17 protein-coding genes and 1 pseudogene are annotated in these 16,190 nt (G+C 43.4%); all 18 read right to left on the reverse strand.

Annotated features, from left to right (window positions below):
* A pseudogene (locus E3E24_RS00005) lies at positions 1-514 on the reverse strand (cation:proton antiporter); the annotation flags it as partial.
* An 11-nt stretch (positions 515-525) separates the two neighbouring features.
* Positions 526-1,011, reverse strand: a complete 486-nt coding sequence (locus tag E3E24_RS00010; RefSeq protein ID WP_167886078.1) for a Na+/H+ antiporter subunit E — start codon at positions 1,009-1,011, stop codon at positions 526-528.
* Positions 1,008-1,412, reverse strand: a complete 405-nt coding sequence (locus E3E24_RS00015) for a sodium:proton antiporter (RefSeq protein ID WP_167915480.1) — start codon at positions 1,410-1,412, stop codon at positions 1,008-1,010. The genes E3E24_RS00010 and E3E24_RS00015 overlap by 4 nt, the downstream gene beginning before the upstream one ends.
* Positions 1,409-2,173, reverse strand: coding sequence for an MnhB domain-containing protein (locus tag E3E24_RS00020; protein WP_167915481.1), 765 nt, complete (start codon positions 2,171-2,173; stop codon positions 1,409-1,411). Before E3E24_RS00020 ends, E3E24_RS00015 begins: the two co-directional genes overlap by 4 nt.
* 1 nt (position 2,174) lies before the next feature.
* Entirely contained in the window at positions 2,175-2,429 is a 255-nt protein-coding gene (locus tag E3E24_RS00025) for a hydrogenase subunit MbhD domain-containing protein (RefSeq protein ID WP_167915482.1), read from the reverse strand.
* The gene (mnhG, locus tag E3E24_RS00030; RefSeq protein ID WP_370520425.1) at positions 2,422-2,781 is read right to left on the reverse strand and encodes a monovalent cation/H(+) antiporter subunit G; all 360 of its coding nucleotides are present in this window, start codon (positions 2,779-2,781) and stop codon (positions 2,422-2,424) included. Before mnhG ends, E3E24_RS00025 begins: the two co-directional genes overlap by 8 nt.
* A complete protein-coding gene (locus E3E24_RS00035; RefSeq protein WP_167915483.1) occupies positions 2,778-3,059 on the reverse strand; it encodes a monovalent cation/H+ antiporter complex subunit F in 282 nt (93 codons plus the stop codon). Before E3E24_RS00035 ends, mnhG begins: the two co-directional genes overlap by 4 nt.
* A gap of 44 nt (positions 3,060-3,103) precedes the next feature.
* Entirely contained in the window at positions 3,104-4,291 is a 1,188-nt protein-coding gene (locus tag E3E24_RS00040; protein WP_167915484.1) for a formate/nitrite transporter family protein, read from the reverse strand.
* A 3-nt stretch (positions 4,292-4,294) separates the two neighbouring features.
* Positions 4,295-4,579: a hypothetical protein gene (locus tag E3E24_RS00045; RefSeq protein WP_167915485.1), complete on the reverse strand. Its 285-nt coding sequence runs from the start codon at positions 4,577-4,579 to the stop codon at positions 4,295-4,297.
* Positions 4,536-5,360, reverse strand: coding sequence for an NADH-quinone oxidoreductase subunit B family protein (locus E3E24_RS00050; protein ID WP_167915486.1), 825 nt, complete (start codon positions 5,358-5,360; stop codon positions 4,536-4,538). The genes E3E24_RS00045 and E3E24_RS00050 overlap by 44 nt, the downstream gene beginning before the upstream one ends.
* Entirely contained in the window at positions 5,357-5,854 is a 498-nt protein-coding gene (locus tag E3E24_RS00055; RefSeq protein ID WP_167886086.1) for a 4Fe-4S dicluster domain-containing protein, read from the reverse strand. The genes E3E24_RS00050 and E3E24_RS00055 overlap by 4 nt, the downstream gene beginning before the upstream one ends.
* Before the next feature lie 2 nt (positions 5,855-5,856).
* Complete coding sequence (locus E3E24_RS00060) at positions 5,857-7,575, reverse strand: NADH-quinone oxidoreductase subunit C (RefSeq protein WP_370520439.1); 1,719 nt, start codon at positions 7,573-7,575, stop codon at positions 5,857-5,859.
* A 47-nt stretch (positions 7,576-7,622) separates the two neighbouring features.
* The gene (locus tag E3E24_RS00065) at positions 7,623-8,546 is read right to left on the reverse strand and encodes a respiratory chain complex I subunit 1 family protein (protein ID WP_167915487.1); all 924 of its coding nucleotides are present in this window, start codon (positions 8,544-8,546) and stop codon (positions 7,623-7,625) included.
* A gap of 10 nt (positions 8,547-8,556) precedes the next feature.
* Positions 8,557-10,629, reverse strand: a complete 2,073-nt coding sequence (locus tag E3E24_RS00070) for a proton-conducting transporter membrane subunit (RefSeq protein ID WP_167915488.1) — start codon at positions 10,627-10,629, stop codon at positions 8,557-8,559.
* A 2-nt stretch (positions 10,630-10,631) separates the two neighbouring features.
* The gene (locus E3E24_RS00075) at positions 10,632-11,846 is read right to left on the reverse strand and encodes a complex I subunit 5 family protein (protein ID WP_167915489.1); all 1,215 of its coding nucleotides are present in this window, start codon (positions 11,844-11,846) and stop codon (positions 10,632-10,634) included.
* Positions 11,847-11,849: 3 nt separating this feature from the next.
* Positions 11,850-13,301 (reverse strand): hydrogenase 4 subunit D, encoded by a 1,452-nt coding sequence (locus tag E3E24_RS00080; RefSeq protein ID WP_167886091.1) that lies wholly within the window; start codon positions 13,299-13,301, stop codon positions 11,850-11,852.
* 10 nt (positions 13,302-13,311) lie between these two features.
* The gene (locus E3E24_RS00085; RefSeq protein WP_167886092.1) at positions 13,312-13,812 is read right to left on the reverse strand and encodes a 4Fe-4S dicluster domain-containing protein; all 501 of its coding nucleotides are present in this window, start codon (positions 13,810-13,812) and stop codon (positions 13,312-13,314) included.
* 5 nt (positions 13,813-13,817) lie between these two features.
* A complete protein-coding gene (gene fdhF / locus E3E24_RS00090) occupies positions 13,818-15,950 on the reverse strand; it encodes a formate dehydrogenase subunit alpha (protein ID WP_167886093.1) in 2,133 nt (710 codons plus the stop codon).
* Positions 15,951-16,190: the final 240 nt, after the last annotated feature.

Here is a 16,190-nt window from a genome sequence, read left to right on the forward strand (position 1 = left end):
CACCAATCAGAGCGTATTTAAATCCTGCAGTGACTGAGTCACCCCTATCGCGATAGAACATTACTAAGGCATAAGCTGCTATACTCGTGACCTCAATCATGACGAAGAGATTGAAAGCATCACCCGTCAAGAGAACGCCTAATAATCCAGCCTCCAAGCCAAGATAGAGCGTGTAGTACCATTCTAAGCCCTCCTCATGCTCTAAGTAGCGGTAACTGTAGATTGCAATAAGGAACATTAATGCTGCTGTAACCAAGGCTATTAGAGCCCCCAATTTGTCAACCTCATACACAATTCCAATTGGAGCAACCCACTTGCCAAAAGTATAAACTAATGGAGTGCTTGAAGAGTAAACCAACTGGAAGAGCTTGAAAGCACTGATTAAAGTTAAACCAGTCCCCAAGAGGGCATAAGCTTGAACGATTTTTCTGTTTCCTTTAATTAAGATGGAGGTTAGTGGAAGTGCGAATGCAAAGACAATTGGAATGATTGGAGTTAAGCCGACTACGTTCATCTTTCATCACCTCACTCGAAAATCTTCTTTGCATATCTTTCAAAATCTTCGCAAATCTCCTTCTTGGCTTTTTCAGGATCTGTAGTAGTCACATTAATCCAGTTTACGTACATGTATTCGTCATCCAAATCAACGACTACAGTGCCGGGAGTGTTCGTTATAGAGTTCGCTACAAGTGTTTTTGCATAGTCTGTTTTCACATCGATTGGCACTTTTACAATTCCTGGATTATAGTTACCCGTGATTGTTCTAACCATGACATCAATGTGAGACTTAGTCTCGGCAACAATCATGTACCAGATGAAGTAAATTACAGCCCAAAGCCACCTGACTGGATTTAACGCCTTAGCATCCTCCTTAACTAAATACTTGCCCACAAGCAAGCCAACGCCAATGGCAACAATTAACCCAGTAACTAAGTCAAATGGCTTTACAGAGCCAGTGAAGAGGATGTAAGTGATGAATGCTAACAATGCAGTTGGGATTACACCCCTCATTGCTCACCACCCCTCAGTAAAGCGGGCAACTTTTTACCAATCTCTCTAGTGTCCACAGTCCCGTACAGGCGGTAGATTTGGATTATTGCAAATGCAATAAGCACGTTTACAGCCATTCCAATGACTACAGCCGTAATCACCAAAGCCTGGGGCAAAGGATCAACTGCCGTTGAAATGAATTGCCTCAAAGCGTCCTTAGAGAGTGAGGGCAAAATGGGTGGCGCTACTGGATAAATTAACCTATACCCCAGCAAAACTACAATCAAATTTGCCGTATCTCCAAAGATTGTCAGTGCAATGAGTTTTTTGACTAAGTTAGGCCTCCTCGCAATTCCATACAAGCTGATTACAATCGTGGCAAGCAAAGTTAGGATTATAACTGCCCAAATGAAGGCGATCATTGTCTCACCCCCAGAATCTTCTTGAATACTTTTTCTGGGATTGCTAAGAGCAAGAATACCGCTGTGAACCCAGCACCAACTGCTAGGAACTCAAAGAAGTTGTAGTAGATTAGTGAGCCGCCGATGAGCTGGCCATTAATTTCAGCTGGAAAGATTGGTTGATTCTGCATGATGAAACCACCACTGAGCAAGGGAACTAATGCTACGAGAACAATTCCTAGGAGACCAATGGAACGCAGAATCAATGCTCTCGTCTTATCGAGGCCATTCTCTTCGAGGGCGTACTTAGAGTAAGCTGCAATGATTAACAATGGTGCTACTGCTAGTGCTGAACCACCCTGGAAACCACCACCAGGAGTCAAGTGACCGTGCAATGCTATTGATGCTGAGACAGCCAAAATCATAGCAACAATTACTTTTGTGACATCCTTAATTACTAAAGTTAATCCTCCACTGAATTCTTCTAGTTTTTGCTTTGCTTCTTTTTCTTGCTTTTTGTTTAATCTGAAGAGTGTTAAGCTTCCAATGATTGCAAGGAAGAACACTGAAGTTTCAAAGAGAGTATCAACACCACGATAATCCCAGAGGATTGCAGTTACAACCTCAGGACTCTTTGCTGAGTAATCACCAAAGTAGCTGTTTTCTAAGTAGAATTCACCCAACGGTCTTAACTCAGTTTGCTGTGGGAGTTTTGGAGCAATGTAACAAGCTAACCCAAATATTGCGATGAGTATAATTATGAGTGGAATTAACCTTTTCATTTCACACCACCTCGTATCTTTCCGTCTTACTTACCACGAAGACCAATAATGCGGAATAGATACCAACTGCAATTGCTATGTATGCTAAAACAATGTCTGGTGCCATGAGAATGTAGAATGCAATGGCGTAAGCAATAGCTTGGACTGCTGAAAAACCAATTGCTTTAAGCAAATCCTTCTCTATTATGGCAAGGTATGAGAAGATTAATCCAATGAGGACTGTGATGAGGAGCATTAGTAAGTGGATTTCAATCATTCCCCCTCACCTCTGCTAAGTGATCCACCTTAGGCTCCCACTTGACAAGCTTAGCCTTATGAGCAGCATAAGCCAAAGCATGGGCACCAGCTGGTGCTGCGAGTAAGACAATTATTCCCGTGACAAAACTGGCTCCTGCAATGGCATACTTATGCGGCAGAAAGTCTGCCCCGAGTGCAAGAAAACCAACACCAAACAATGGAACCACTGCCCCGCCAATAGTACCAACGGTTGCAGCATGCAGTCTAACGTAAAAGTTCGGGAATTTAAGTAAGCCTAATGCTCCAAACAAGTCGCAGATACCACCAATGATTATCATGATTGCTCCCAAGTAGAATAAAATCTCGCTCACACTCCCACCTCCTTGCTAACCAAATGCTTTGCAATGTAAATATCCAACAAGTAAGCCCAAAGTGCCAAGGTTATTGCCCCACTGATCAAGAAGGCGCTCTTGAAGTAAACTGCCAATATGAGCATGAAAGCTGCTATATCAAAGGATAAACAATCAACAGCCAGAATTATGTCAACAATCGTGGGGCCCTTAAATGCCCTAACCGCGTAAATAATGAACGCTAATAGGTAAAGGGGAATGACAAATTTCATGAGCGTTATGAACGCACTTTCAAGCATTTTTCTCACCTCTCTCGTTGAAAATATGAAAAATGAAAGAGCCATCAGGCCTCAAAGGGTTTTAGTAACTTGTAAGCCACTATCGGAACTATGAAGTCGTAAAGTATTACTACAATTCCTGGAACTAAGGCGACCCATGGATTACTCAACTTTGCGCCAACGCTTAAGCCTAAAGCTTTCTCTACAACTGCAGCTATTGCACCTGGAATAATAACATTAACAACGAGTAATATCAAGCCAGCGACTATTGCAACATTAATGAAGATTGACAACAGCTCACTTGGTGTGATTTCGCCGTATTCGCTTCCTTTGTTGTAGCCAAGATAAAGATAAAGTAATGCTATAAATACAAATGCACCTATGAGGTTTCCGAAGGTTACATAAAGTAAGTTCTTAAAGAAGAACTCGCTGAAGCTTATGCCGTAGTACTGAAACTTTGCTGCTGATGCAAATATTCCAGCTGGAATTGCAAACATGTTCGCAATAGCGTGCTCAAATCCTATAGCCACAAAGGCAAAGATTGGGAACCAAATCACTATCGTTTGTCCAGCTATGTCCTTGTTCTTACTCTTGAGCCAAAGCCACACTGCTAAGTTAACGAGAAAGTTACATCCTATTGCAGCCCAGAACAAGTTCCATGGACTCCCCTCAACTTTGTGGAATGCAAAACCTAACACTGTGTCCACAAATGGATGCTTTAACAAGTAAGCTGATCCAAAAGTTGCCATAAAGGCCAAGAAAATTCCTCCAGCAAGGTTTCCTGCATAGACAATTAACCAGTTGTAAAGTAGACCGTTGAGTCCAAACTTCTTTCTAGCGTAGCCATATGTGACGAGTTGCGGGTTGCTCGTCCATAATTCAGCGCCACCTATGAGTATTGCTATTAAACCGATAGGGAAGACTGCACCTATGATAAGCTTTGCTAATGTCACATTGTTTATCCCGTACTTCACGGCATTAGCCATGTTAATGCCACTAGGTGAGAGTAGTTCAATAACGCTTTTCTTTACCAAGTATCCATTCTCTAAGAGGTATCTTGCGGGATAAAAGCTTGATCCTGTTGCATAGGCAAGCCAATATCCTATTCCAATCAGTATTCCTGCTAAGACTCCTGCAAAGAACAACCTATATGGTGTCTGGAACACCTTGTAAAGAATTCCTTCTGCAGTTTTCTCTATAGTTTCATCGGCATGTGCATAGGGTTCTATTTTAATCTCCTTTGAAACTGTCATCCTCTACCACCTCCTTATTTTTAACACCTGATCGCTTTCTAAATTCTCTAGAGCTTTGAGCAAGAGCTGCCTATCCCCCTCATCTAGTTCATCGAAGGGAATCAGGGGAGCATTGGCGAGCGTGATTTCTAATCCCCCCAAAGCTTCTTCTATTTTCCTAACGGTATCTTCACTAAGTTCACCAAGGTCTTCTTCAATTATGAAATCCCCTTCAAAGTGATCTAACACATAGCTGACATAGGAGCTAAATCCCATATACGACCGTTTTATTAGATGATAGCGCTTCATATTCTTCCTTCACCTTCCAATATTCGCTCTCAAGGAAGCGCATACAAAATGCTATTCTATGGTCTTTTTCTTTTGCACAATAATCGTTTATGAGTTCCCTAAGAACCTCTCTTGGGTTTTCGCTCTTTTTGGCCCTTTCAACGAGCTTTATGAAGTCGTCAAGAATTTTTTCCCTGTCGAAGTAACCAACAACATACCTCAATCTTTCTCTCAGTGTTAGCCTTACTCTTTCTTCAATTGGGTATTCTTGGAGCATGAATGGTGCAGTCTCTTCTATATAGTGCTCCTCTTTCATTTTCTTCTCAACTACGCCCAGCAACTGAGCAATTCCATAGAGAATTTCCTCTGGCCTTGGAGGACAGCCGGGAATGTAGATAACTGGGCCGACTTTCTCTCCCTGATCCTTGAGATCGGCAATAAGTTCTTCAATTCCTCCCCTTCTTGGATACTCTTTTCCTTCCCTCCCGCTTTCTGGTCTTCTGTATATTGGATAACCGTTGTAGAAGATTCCACCGCTACACGCGCAAGTTCCTACAGCAACAATTATCCTCGGCTCTGGAGGCATGGCCTTGATTGCCTTCTTCGCTGCATAATAACATTGCCTTGTCAGAGGTCCGGTTACGAGCATTGCATGAGCGTGTCTTGGTGAACCAATGAGCTTAACACCGAACCTTTCTGCATCGTAAAAAGGTGTGAGCAAGTCCAAAATCTCAATATCACAACCATTGCATGCACCTGTATCAAGGTGAAAGACCCAAACTGACCTCAGCTTTGGCTTCATTCTACCACCTCCTTTAAAGCCTCTATGCTCTTTTCTACTGTCACCTTTCTCCTACAGTCTCTGCAGATGTAGACTTTCTCTTCAAGCGCTTCCTCTTCTATGATCTCCTCTGGAATTATGTGGAGTGCTTTCTTCACTTGTCTTTCTGTATAATCAGCATATCTTCCGCAGACTCTGCATTTAACGAGCTTAAGCTCAACAACTTCAACAAAGTCTCTCTTATCTGGTGAAGCCGCTTCGAATTCTTGAGTTAGCTTAATCGCTCCAGGCGGACAGACCTCTTCACACCTCGCACATCTTATGCATCTTCCTATATCGAGAACTATCCTTCTCGTTCCTTTCTCATAGTCGTCAATTCTAAGCAATGCATCAGCGGGACAGACATTAACACACCCACCACAGCCAATGCATAAACTCGGATCAATGTGCGGCAACCCTCTGTATTCGGGAGGAGCCTCAATTTTGACAAAGGGATACTTAAGAGTCACCGCCATTTTCACAACCTCCTTGAGGCTTTGATTGAGAGTCTGTTGAACTCCTCCTCCCTCAAGATTCTGACTTTCCCAGTTTCTACGTCGATAATTTGCACTCTCTCTGTACATGAGTAACAGGGATCCATTGACGATATTATCAGTGGCGCATCCGCTATTGTATTTCCTCTCATCGCATCTGGAAGTGCTGGGAAGTTGTTGTATGAACCAGCTCTTGCTCTGTGACGGTAGACTCTGTTTCCTGGCCCAGTCATTACGTAGTGGATGTTCTCTCCTCTTGGAGCCTCAGTCATACCTATAGCTTCCTGATATGGTGGAATCTCTTTGTACTCAGCCAATATATCTCCACCAGGTAGTTGATCCAAAGCCTGCTCAATTATCCAGAGGCTTTCTCTAACTTCCTCAACTCTAACCAAGAACCTAGCTAGAACATCTCCTTCCTTGTAAACAGGAACTTTGAAGTCTAAGTCTCCATAGGCTGCATAGGGGTGATCTCTTCTAACGTCAAAGTCTCTTCCTGAACCTCTTCCAAATGGCCCATCAACGCTCCATTCACGAGCAAGCTTGTAAGGCAGGACACCAACTCCCTCACAGCGCTTTATGAATGTTCTTGTAGAGAACGTCTCTTCTACCCACTTTTCAAACTCTTCCTTAAGCGTTTTTAGTGTCTTATCAATCATTTCTTTCCTATAGTCGAGGAAATCTCTCCTAACTCCACCTACGAGATTTATACCGTACGTTTTTCTGTTTCCAGTTAAACGCTCCGCTAACCACATTACGGGCTCTCTGATTTTCCAAGCACGCATAAAGCCTGTGTCGTATCCTGCTAAGTGGCAAGCTAAACCTAAGTTCAAGAGGTGGGAGTGTATTCTTTCAATTTCAAGCATTATCGTTCTTATGTACAAGGCCCTTTCTGGAACTTCGATTTTTCCAGCTGCCTCAATTGCCTGACAGTATGCGGTTGAGTGTGTAAAACCACAGATTCCACAGATTCTCTCAGCTATAAAGCACACTTGATCACATGTTAACCTACATTCGCTTATTTTTTCAATTCCTCTGTGCTGGTAGAAGGTCCTAAGATCAACATCGACTATTTCTTCACCCTTAACGAAGAGCCTAAAGTGACCTGGCTCATCGAGTGCAACGTGATATGGACCTAATGGAAATACAGCTGCTCCGTTTGGTGGTTCCCTAAATGGATACTTGTTTTCTTCAGTAACTTCCCTCATTGGACTGTCAGTATAGTGGAAATCTTTTCTTAATGGAAAAACTCCTTCAGGCCAATCATCAGGAACAACTAACCTTCTTGGATCAGGATGACCAACGGGAATTACACCAATCATATCATAAGCTTCTCTCTCATACCAGTTTGCACCCTTATGCTGGGGAGTTATTGATGGAAACGTTGGGTCATCCTCGGGAATGTATGTCTTGATACCAAAGTAAACGTCGCCAGCAGCACCATTTATGCTGATCCAATAGATTAAGCTAAACTTTCCATTGAGGGGTCTCTCATCAGTTGCCACCATAGTTGAAAGCTGGGTCTCCTTCCACTCTGGATGCTTAAGGATGTACAGAGCTACTTCAGGCAAATCATTCCTATCAACTGTAATGATCCATTGATTGTAAGCGACTCTTTTTATCTCTTTGATCTTATCCTTAAATTTAGACTCAAGTTCTTTAACATATTTTAGTCTGACCTCATCCTTTCTTATTTCCTTCATGATCTCTTTGGTCTTACCCCTAATTTCATCACTCACAACACTCATTCTCACCACCCCAATGCTGCGATAATTAACACAACCAAACTCGCCATGAACACTTTGCTGTTCACCCTAATAGCCTGGTCAATCCTAAAGCGGGCATTTGATGCTTCAATTATTGCAATGATTGCATAAAGTACAAACACAGCAACCAGCTGCGCTACTAGTACTACTAATCCCCCTGCGAATGTTGAGATGTCAATGAAGTCCCTTATGATCGGGATTACAAGGAAGCTCACGAAGAGCCAAAGCAAGGCTAAGCGTTTAATTAACATTGACCACTTAAATATGCCCAACAGCTTTCCACTGTATTCACATAACGGTCCTTCGAGTATCTCCGGCTCTGCCTCAGCTATGTCGAAAGGTATGAAGCCACCTTCAGCATAAACAGCGTAAGCTAAGAGGACATAAGCTAAGATTGTTGATGGAGTGAACGTTAAGTTGAGTGGGATTCCACTTATGCTTAATGAATGAGCATTCAAAGCGAATATTCCAATCGCCACACCTAACACAGGTTCAATACTTAGGATGAGCATCATTTCTCTGTTTGCTCCAGCATTCGTATATGTGCTGTTTACACTAAAGCCCGCTATCATCATGGCAACTGAAAACATCGCTAAGACATAGAGGAATACGAAGAAATCACCTGTGAATCTTACTGGAACGAAATTTCCGAAGGGTAAAACTAAAGCCGCTGATAGGGCTGATGCAAAAGCTATGTATGGAGCAATTCTGAAAGCCAACCTCTCAGTTGGCAATATTGGCTCCATGCTTAGTAATGATTGTAAGTCATAGTAGGTTTGCAATATTGGACCACCTTGTCTCCACTGAAGGATAGCCTTTATCTTCCTTGATATACCGTCAAGTAATGGAGGAAGGAAAAAGATTATTGCGATTGTTATCAATGCAAACACAATTTTTTGGACTTCCATTTTCCTCACCTCACAAAGTTAGCAGTATTAAGATTATACCCAAGACTACAATGGCTATTGTGAAGAGCAGATTTAAGTTGCCAAGCAGTTCTCCAAAGACTACTCCGCTTCCCTGCACTACTTTAACCATTGGGCTTAATGCTGCTTCATCTAGGTAAACCTCTTTAACGCTGGTAACATACCACCTTCCAATTCCAGTAATAGCACCTGAAATTTTTGCGGCCCATCTTGTCAGTGTCTCTGCAACGCTTAAGTATGCACGAGTAAGTGCATCCTTCACAGCAATGCCAAATTCGTTAAGCTCACTTCCACCATGGTATAGGCCATGGATATACTCCTCAAATGGCAAGTAGTAGTGCTTTGCCTTGAGCTTGTAGTGTTCAAGCTTCACGGGTTCTCCGTTTGTCCATGGTTCTGCAACGTACTTCTTGCTTGGGACGGATACAAATATTGCAAGGAACATTACGCCAAACACTGCAACGAAGAGGAGTGGGTTGAAGTAGCTTTCAGCGCCAGCCGGTGTAAGTGGTGATTTGATCAAGACCAACCAGTACTTAGTGGTTATTAATCCGCTTAAGTCAACATTAGCTAATGCCTTACCCGGTGAAAGGAGCAATGGTAAGATTAGTGCTGGGACCAAACCTAAGAGCAGACAGAGTGAAGCTAAGAAGCCTTTTGCAACAAGCATCGGAGAGGAAACTTCCGTTACGTTCTGGGTTAATTTAGTTGGTTCTCCACCAAATGCGGTAGTATAGAACTTTATGAATGAAGCCAAAGTTGCAGCACTTATGAACAGTGCCATGACGCCGAGGAATACTAATAGGCCGTTTCCTGAGAGGAATGTTGATTGATAGATCATCCACTTGCTCATGAAGCCGTTAAATGGTGGCTCACCAGCTATAGACATTGCAGCTATCAGGGTGAATATTGCAGTGAAGGGCATTAGCTTAGCTAAGCCTCCCAGAGCATTCAAATCTCTACTGTGAGTTCTATAGAGTATTGAACCAGCTGAAAGGAAGAGTAATCCCTTAAACAGAGCGTGGTTAACTAGGTGGAAGAGACCAGCTGCTAAGGCTATTGCACCAAAAGCAGCGTAAGCTCCTCCTTTGGCAATGAAAACTATTCCAACTCCAACACCGAGCCAGATGTAGCCCATCTGTCCAACACTGTGGTAAGCAAGCAGCCTCTTAGCGTCGGTCTGCTTCAAAGCGTAGAGCGTTCCAACCGTTAGAGTGATCGTTCCAAGGACTGCGACTATGTAGCCGAAAGTTACATCTGGCTTCAATATGAAGCATGTTGTCCTAATCAATCCATAAACTGCAACCTTAATCATGACACCACTCATCAAAGCAGATACGTTGCTTGGCGCAGCTGGGTGTGCATCAGGCAACCAGAAGTGTATTGGCACAACACCAGCTTTGCTTCCAAAGCCAATCAGGAATAAGACATAGAATATTGGGCTGAGCTTGAGTGAAGCTAAGTTTGCGAAGTTTAATCCATCAACTGAGCCAACTTTAGCGTAGAGCAAAGCGACCGCTATAACCAATGGCAATGTACTCGTAACGTGCATCGTTACAAAGTACTTCCAGCCTGCTTTTCTGACGTATTCCTCCTCGCTCTCCCAGATCATTAGGACATAGGATGCAAAGGTCATGACCTCCCAAAGGAAGAGGAACCAGAACAAGTTTGATACAGTAACTATGAGTATCATTGAGAGCACGAAGGTGCTGTATAGTATTATGTAGAGCCATCCCTTGCCGAGCTTCTCATAGAACTCCATGTACTTTGGTGAATAAACTGATGTTGCCAATCCCAAGGCTCCTAAGACAAAGCAGAGTATGAGTGATAACCCATCGATGTGGAAGGGTATCTTAGCTACGCCAATGTTGTAGACAATGTCTATTGCTTTTCCTTGAAGTGCAAAGGGTATAGCATTTATAGTGAAAGCTAACAGTGAGAGGGAAGCTAAGGCTGTGAATGCATGGCCTAAGCTGATTGAAAGTTTATAATTCCTCTTGAATATTAGAGCGACCAGCATTGATGCAAAGTACAGGATTACAGCTAAGGTGAACAGCTCCTTCATTTTCACCACCTCGCCCATATGAAGTCACACATGAATTGGCTTATCAATGAGAGCACAAGCAACACCACAATGCTGAAAGCCAAGCTTGCTGGTAATTTGCGCTTAACCTCTGGGTGTCCTTCGCTTATCACGTAAGCGTGGAATATCTTGAGGAAGATTATGAACGCTATGACCCACTCCACAGCAACGAATATTGCCAAGCCTTGACTGACCTCGAGCAAAGTTTTGATGACGTTGAGCTTGTTGAAGAACAAGTTGAACGGTGGGACACCCTCCAAGGCGAAGATTGATGCGGCAAAGAGTCCAGCGGTAAAAGCATCGCTGTTCATGAAGCCCTTCATTTTGCTCAAGCTCTTGGTTCCAAAGACGTAAAGTAGAGCTCCAGCTGACATGAAAGCTGCTGCTTTAGCCAAGCCGTGGGCTACGACATAATAACCAATATCCTTCTCAACACCAGTGACTCCTAATAACCCAGCAACGATTAGTAGGAACAGCCAGCCCATGTTGTCTATGGTTGACCATGCAAACAGTCTCTTGACATCATCTTGGAGTGGGTAAGATAATATTGCCGCAATCATGCTCAGCACTGCCATTATTCCAATTGCATAAATTACCCAGCTTGAGACACTCCAGCCAACTAAATCAAGGATTCTAATTGTTCCGTAAACACCGAGCTCAACCATAGCTCCACTCAGTATTGCTGAAACTGGTGAAGGTGCTGCTGGGTGTGCATCGGGGAGCCAGTAGTGCATCGGGAAGAGACCGCATTTTGTAGCAAATCCAAAGAACATTAGGAATACTATGATGTCCTTATACTGGGCAAAGCTTGTGAAGTTGAAGGTTCCTGTTACCGCATAGTAGAGCACGATTGCAAAGATTAGCGGTGTTGTGTCAAAGAGGTGCATAGTTACGAAATACTTCCATCCAGCTTTCTTTGCGCTCTCCTCAGGATAATCATAGATGATTAGGAAGTAAGAGGCAAGGGTCATTACCTCCCAGAGGAAGAGGAAGCTGAACCAGTCCCTAACTGCTGGAATTAGGAGCATTGAGGCTATGAAGATGAGCAAGGTTGAGTAGTAGGGAATCTTTGGTTTGAAATCATAGATGTCCATGTACTTGAGTGATGCGATTATCGCCGCTAACCCAAGTATCCCAACGTTCAGTGCAAAGAGCAGTGAGATTTTGTCAAAGGTGAGCGTGAAGTCAAAGGCGAACATCTCTCACCACCCCACCTTGATTATGAATGGATAAGCTATGAGGGGAGCTATTATTCCAAGTATCAAGAGTAAAATCATCGAAAGCTTCATCAAAGCTGTGATGCTGTATTTCTCGTCCCTCTCAGGGACGCTGAATGCCATGCTGTGTATTCTGCTAAGCGAAACCATTAGGAATACGGCGGCATCTATGAGAACCATTACGAGCAGAGCTAAAGCTAATGGATTTCCTAAGGCTCCCTTGATGTTTGTCAGTATTGCAAGCTTGCTGAAGAAGACTGCAAATGGAGGAACACCAGCCAAGCCGATCAAAGCGAAAGTCCAGCTGTATGCTGAGATTGGCAGTGATTTAATCAGACCCTTGATTTTATCCATCTCAAGTGTTCCAATGGCGTAGCTGAAAGTTCCCGCTGTGAGGAATGCTAAACCCTTAATGTATGCGTGATTGAAGAGCTGGAACATTGAAGCTTGTAAGCCAGTCTTTAGACCTAAAACGGCAAATGCCAGACCAACATACATTAAGCCAGATTCAGCGATTGTTGAATAAGCCAAAAGTCTCTTTGCATCTTTCTGAAGCGGATACATGAATACACAGAGTAACTGAGTTGCCAAAATTAGTGCTGCCATGACGTAGAAGGCCTCCTTTGGAAGAGGTTGCATAAACTGGATTGCTCTTGCTAAGAGATAGACACCCATCTCAACCATTGCTGCACCGTGAAGGAATGCTGAAGCTGGGGTGGGAGCGACCATAGCATCTGGAAGCCAAGAGTAGAGCGGGAACTGGGCACTCTTGGTGAAAGCAGCAATCATTATTGCAAGAAATACTAGGAGCTTCAAATTCTCTGGCAGAGTACCTAGAGCGAATAAGCTCAAGTTGTGGAGCTTTGTTATGCCAATGGCAACAGCTGTGTAGAGACCAACCATCGCACCAAAGTTCGTGATAATCAAAGCCTTGTAGGCAGAGCGCTCTGCTTTCTTACCACCATAATAGCTGACAACACCCCAACATGCTAGGCTCATCAGTTCAAAGAATATCAAAAGCTGGAGTATTGATGATGAATAAATGAAAGCTAGGGTTGCACCAATGAAAAGAACCATCCATCCATAAAATCTGCCTTTACCCTCATAAACGGGATGCTCCTTATTTTGGGGGCTCATGTAATCCTTAGCATATACCATGAAAATCAGACCAGCCGTTATAACAACGAACCCTACAGAAACGCTCATGGGGTCAATTATCAAACCATAGACCTCACCAAATGTCTTTGTTTGGAAGAGAATCTCGTGGATAGCTGGCATGCCCGCAGTGTAATAGCTCACAACACCTGCCAAATTCAAAATTGTAGCGATGATTACAGAGATGAGCATGAAGTAATCAGCTCTTTTACCATCTAACCTAAACAATATCACGCCCGCAATTAAAGGAATTAAAAAGGAAAGAACGAAAAGCTCTTTCATTTCAACCACCTCAGACGCCCAAGAGTGAAATCTTCTCAGCCTTCTTTGCAACTTCAATGGCTTTTTCGGTGAATTTCTCTCTTCTCTCCCTCTGTATCTCATCGAAGTCTCCATAAATTAGTGCATCAGTTGGACAAGTCGCTACACAAGCGGGCTCTTTTCCTTCCTTTCTTCTGTGAGCACAGAGGTCACACTTGCCCATTATCTTGTTTATAAGGTCAAGCTCTGGAATACCAAATGGACAGACGATTCCACACATGAGACAGCCAATACACTTCTGGGGAGCTAAGATGACTGCTCCATCGTCATCTCTATAGAGAGCGTTAGTTGGACAGACCTCAACACATGGAGCCTTTTCACAGTGCCTACAGTTCAAAGCCATAGCGGCCATCTCTTGCCATTCAAAGACGTTTATGAATGACATTCCGTTGTGCTCTCTCTCACAGGCAACCTCACAAGCCCTGCACTCAATACATTTGGAAAAATCAATAAAGATAGTCTTCCTGGCCATTTAAATCACCCCTTAACGATCTCAATTTGTGGTATTGGATTTGGCAACTTCTTCATGATCTCGCAAGCCTCTTTCTCGCTGATCTTTGTTACTCTACATGCACAGGCCTTTGTCTCTGGTATCTTTGCTACTGGATCGAGAGCGTCGTTTGTGAGAACGTTTGCTCCCCAGTGCCATGGAACTGCAATAACGCCCTTCTTAACAGCTCTCGTAACTCTTGCCTTAATAGCGTAAACACCTCTCCTTGTTTCAATCTTAATCCAGTCGCCAGTCTTTATGCCGAGCTTAGCTGCATCATCTGGGTGAATCTCTGCTAGTGGCTCAGGCCATCTCTTCACTAAGGCCTCGCTTCTACCAGTCATGGTTATCGTGTGGTAGTGTCCAACGTATCTCATTGTTGTGAGTATGAATGGATACTCCTCATCTGGGAGCTCAACTGGTCCTCTGTAGTCAACTGCTGCTAAGTGGGCTTTTCCATCTGGGGTCAAGAATCTCTCCTTGTAGAGAACTCTTGTTCCGGGGTGATCTTCACTTGGGCATGGCCAGTGAATTCCAGCCAAGTTAGCCTTAAGTCTCTCTGGGGTGATTCCTCTGTATTGCGGTGTACAGGCATTGATCTCTCTCAAAACGTCAGCAGCCTCGTTGTATCTGAATCCTTTTGAGCCATCTCTGTCAAATCCAACTGCCTTACCAACCTCACTCAAAATCCACCAGTCTGGTCTTGCCTCTCCAGGTGGCTTAACTGCTGCAAAGCTCCACTGTACTCTTCTCTCTGTGTTTGTGAGAGAACCTTCGTTCTCAAGCAGTGCAGCTGCTGGAAGAACTATGTCAGCGAACTCCAGTGTTGGCGTTGGCACGATATCTTGAACGACCATGAACTCAAGCTTTTGAAGAGCTTTGATTACGTGGTTTGCGTTTGCATCACTGATAACTGGGTTCTCACCCATAACGTAGTATGCTTTGACCTTTCCTTTGTCAATAGCATGAGCTGCCTCAATGACTGTAAGACCAACTTCTCCGCTCAGCTCAACTCCCCAGAACTCCTCGAAGAATTTCCTCTTCTCTGGGTCGGTAACTGCCTGGTAACCTGGGAACACGTTTGGCAAAGCAGCCATATCACATGCTCCTTGAACGTTGTTCTGTCCTCTCATTGGTGCACAACCACAGCCTTCTCTTCCCTGGTATCCACAGATTGCTGAAAGTGTTCCTAAGAGCCTAACGTTATCGTGACCGTGAGTGTGCTGTGTTAGACCCATAGCCCATGTAATAACTCCCTTTCCAGCTGTGGCAAAGGTTCTTGCAGCCTCAACTATAAGCTCAGCTGGGACACCAGTTATCTTCTCAACGTATTCTGGTGTGAACTTTTCAACGGCCTTAACGACTTCATCGAAACCAACACACCTCTCTCTTACGAACTTTGCGTCATAGAGCTTCTCTTTGATTATGACGTGAATGAGACCATTTATCAATGCAATATCAGTTCCTGGGTAGTGCTGCAAGAAGATGTCTGCAAACCAAGCTGTTCTCGTAAATCTTGGATCTGCAACAATAACCTTTGCTCCTCTCTCCTTAGCCTTGAGAACGTATCTAAATCCAACTGGGTGGGTCTCTGCATAGTTGTGACCAATGATAAAGATGACATCCGCCTCTTCGATGTCCTTGTAAGTGTTGGTCATTGCACCTGCTCCAAATACTTGCTTCAATCCAGAAACAGTTGGAGCGTGGCACAAACGAGCACAGTGATCAACGTTGTTTGTGCCAAGCATTCTTGCAAGCTTTTGGATGAGATAGTTTGGCTCGTTAAATGTTCTTGCAGAACCAAAGAACATTAATTGATTTGGATCATCTTTTGCATATGCCTTCAATCTCTCAGCGACTTCTTTAATTGCTTCACTCCAGCTAATCTCAACGAATTTTCCTTGCTCCTTAGCCTTTAATGGCTTCTTTAATCTGTCCTTTGCTAAAATGTACTCAAGAACAGCGTTTCCCTTTGGACAAAGCTTACCATTTTCGTTTGAAATGCCCTCCAAGTCCTCTGCATACTCAATGTTTACTGGATATCCATCCACTGCCCTTATGTATAACCTACATCCGACCCCACAGTAGGGACACACCACAGGTATTAATTTCTCCGCCAAGCGGAACACCTCCTAAGTTAGTGTACAGACATGTTCTTCAATGTACTGATATATTTTAGTGCCCATATCTGCTTCAACATTTTGTTAAACGCTTTCCTTTAAAACTCTTTTTTTATAGCTTAGTTCTTAACAAAAGGTTATAATGATTGAGATATAGCAAAATAAAGCCACGAAAGTTCTTTTTTTAAATTGTTTTGTATACACTATTCTGTAAGATTTAAACAAATACGCTTACAAATA

It is taken from the genome of Thermococcus sp. LS2 (assembly GCF_012027375.1).
Lineage (GTDB): Archaea > Methanobacteriota_B > Thermococci > Thermococcales > Thermococcaceae > Thermococcus_B.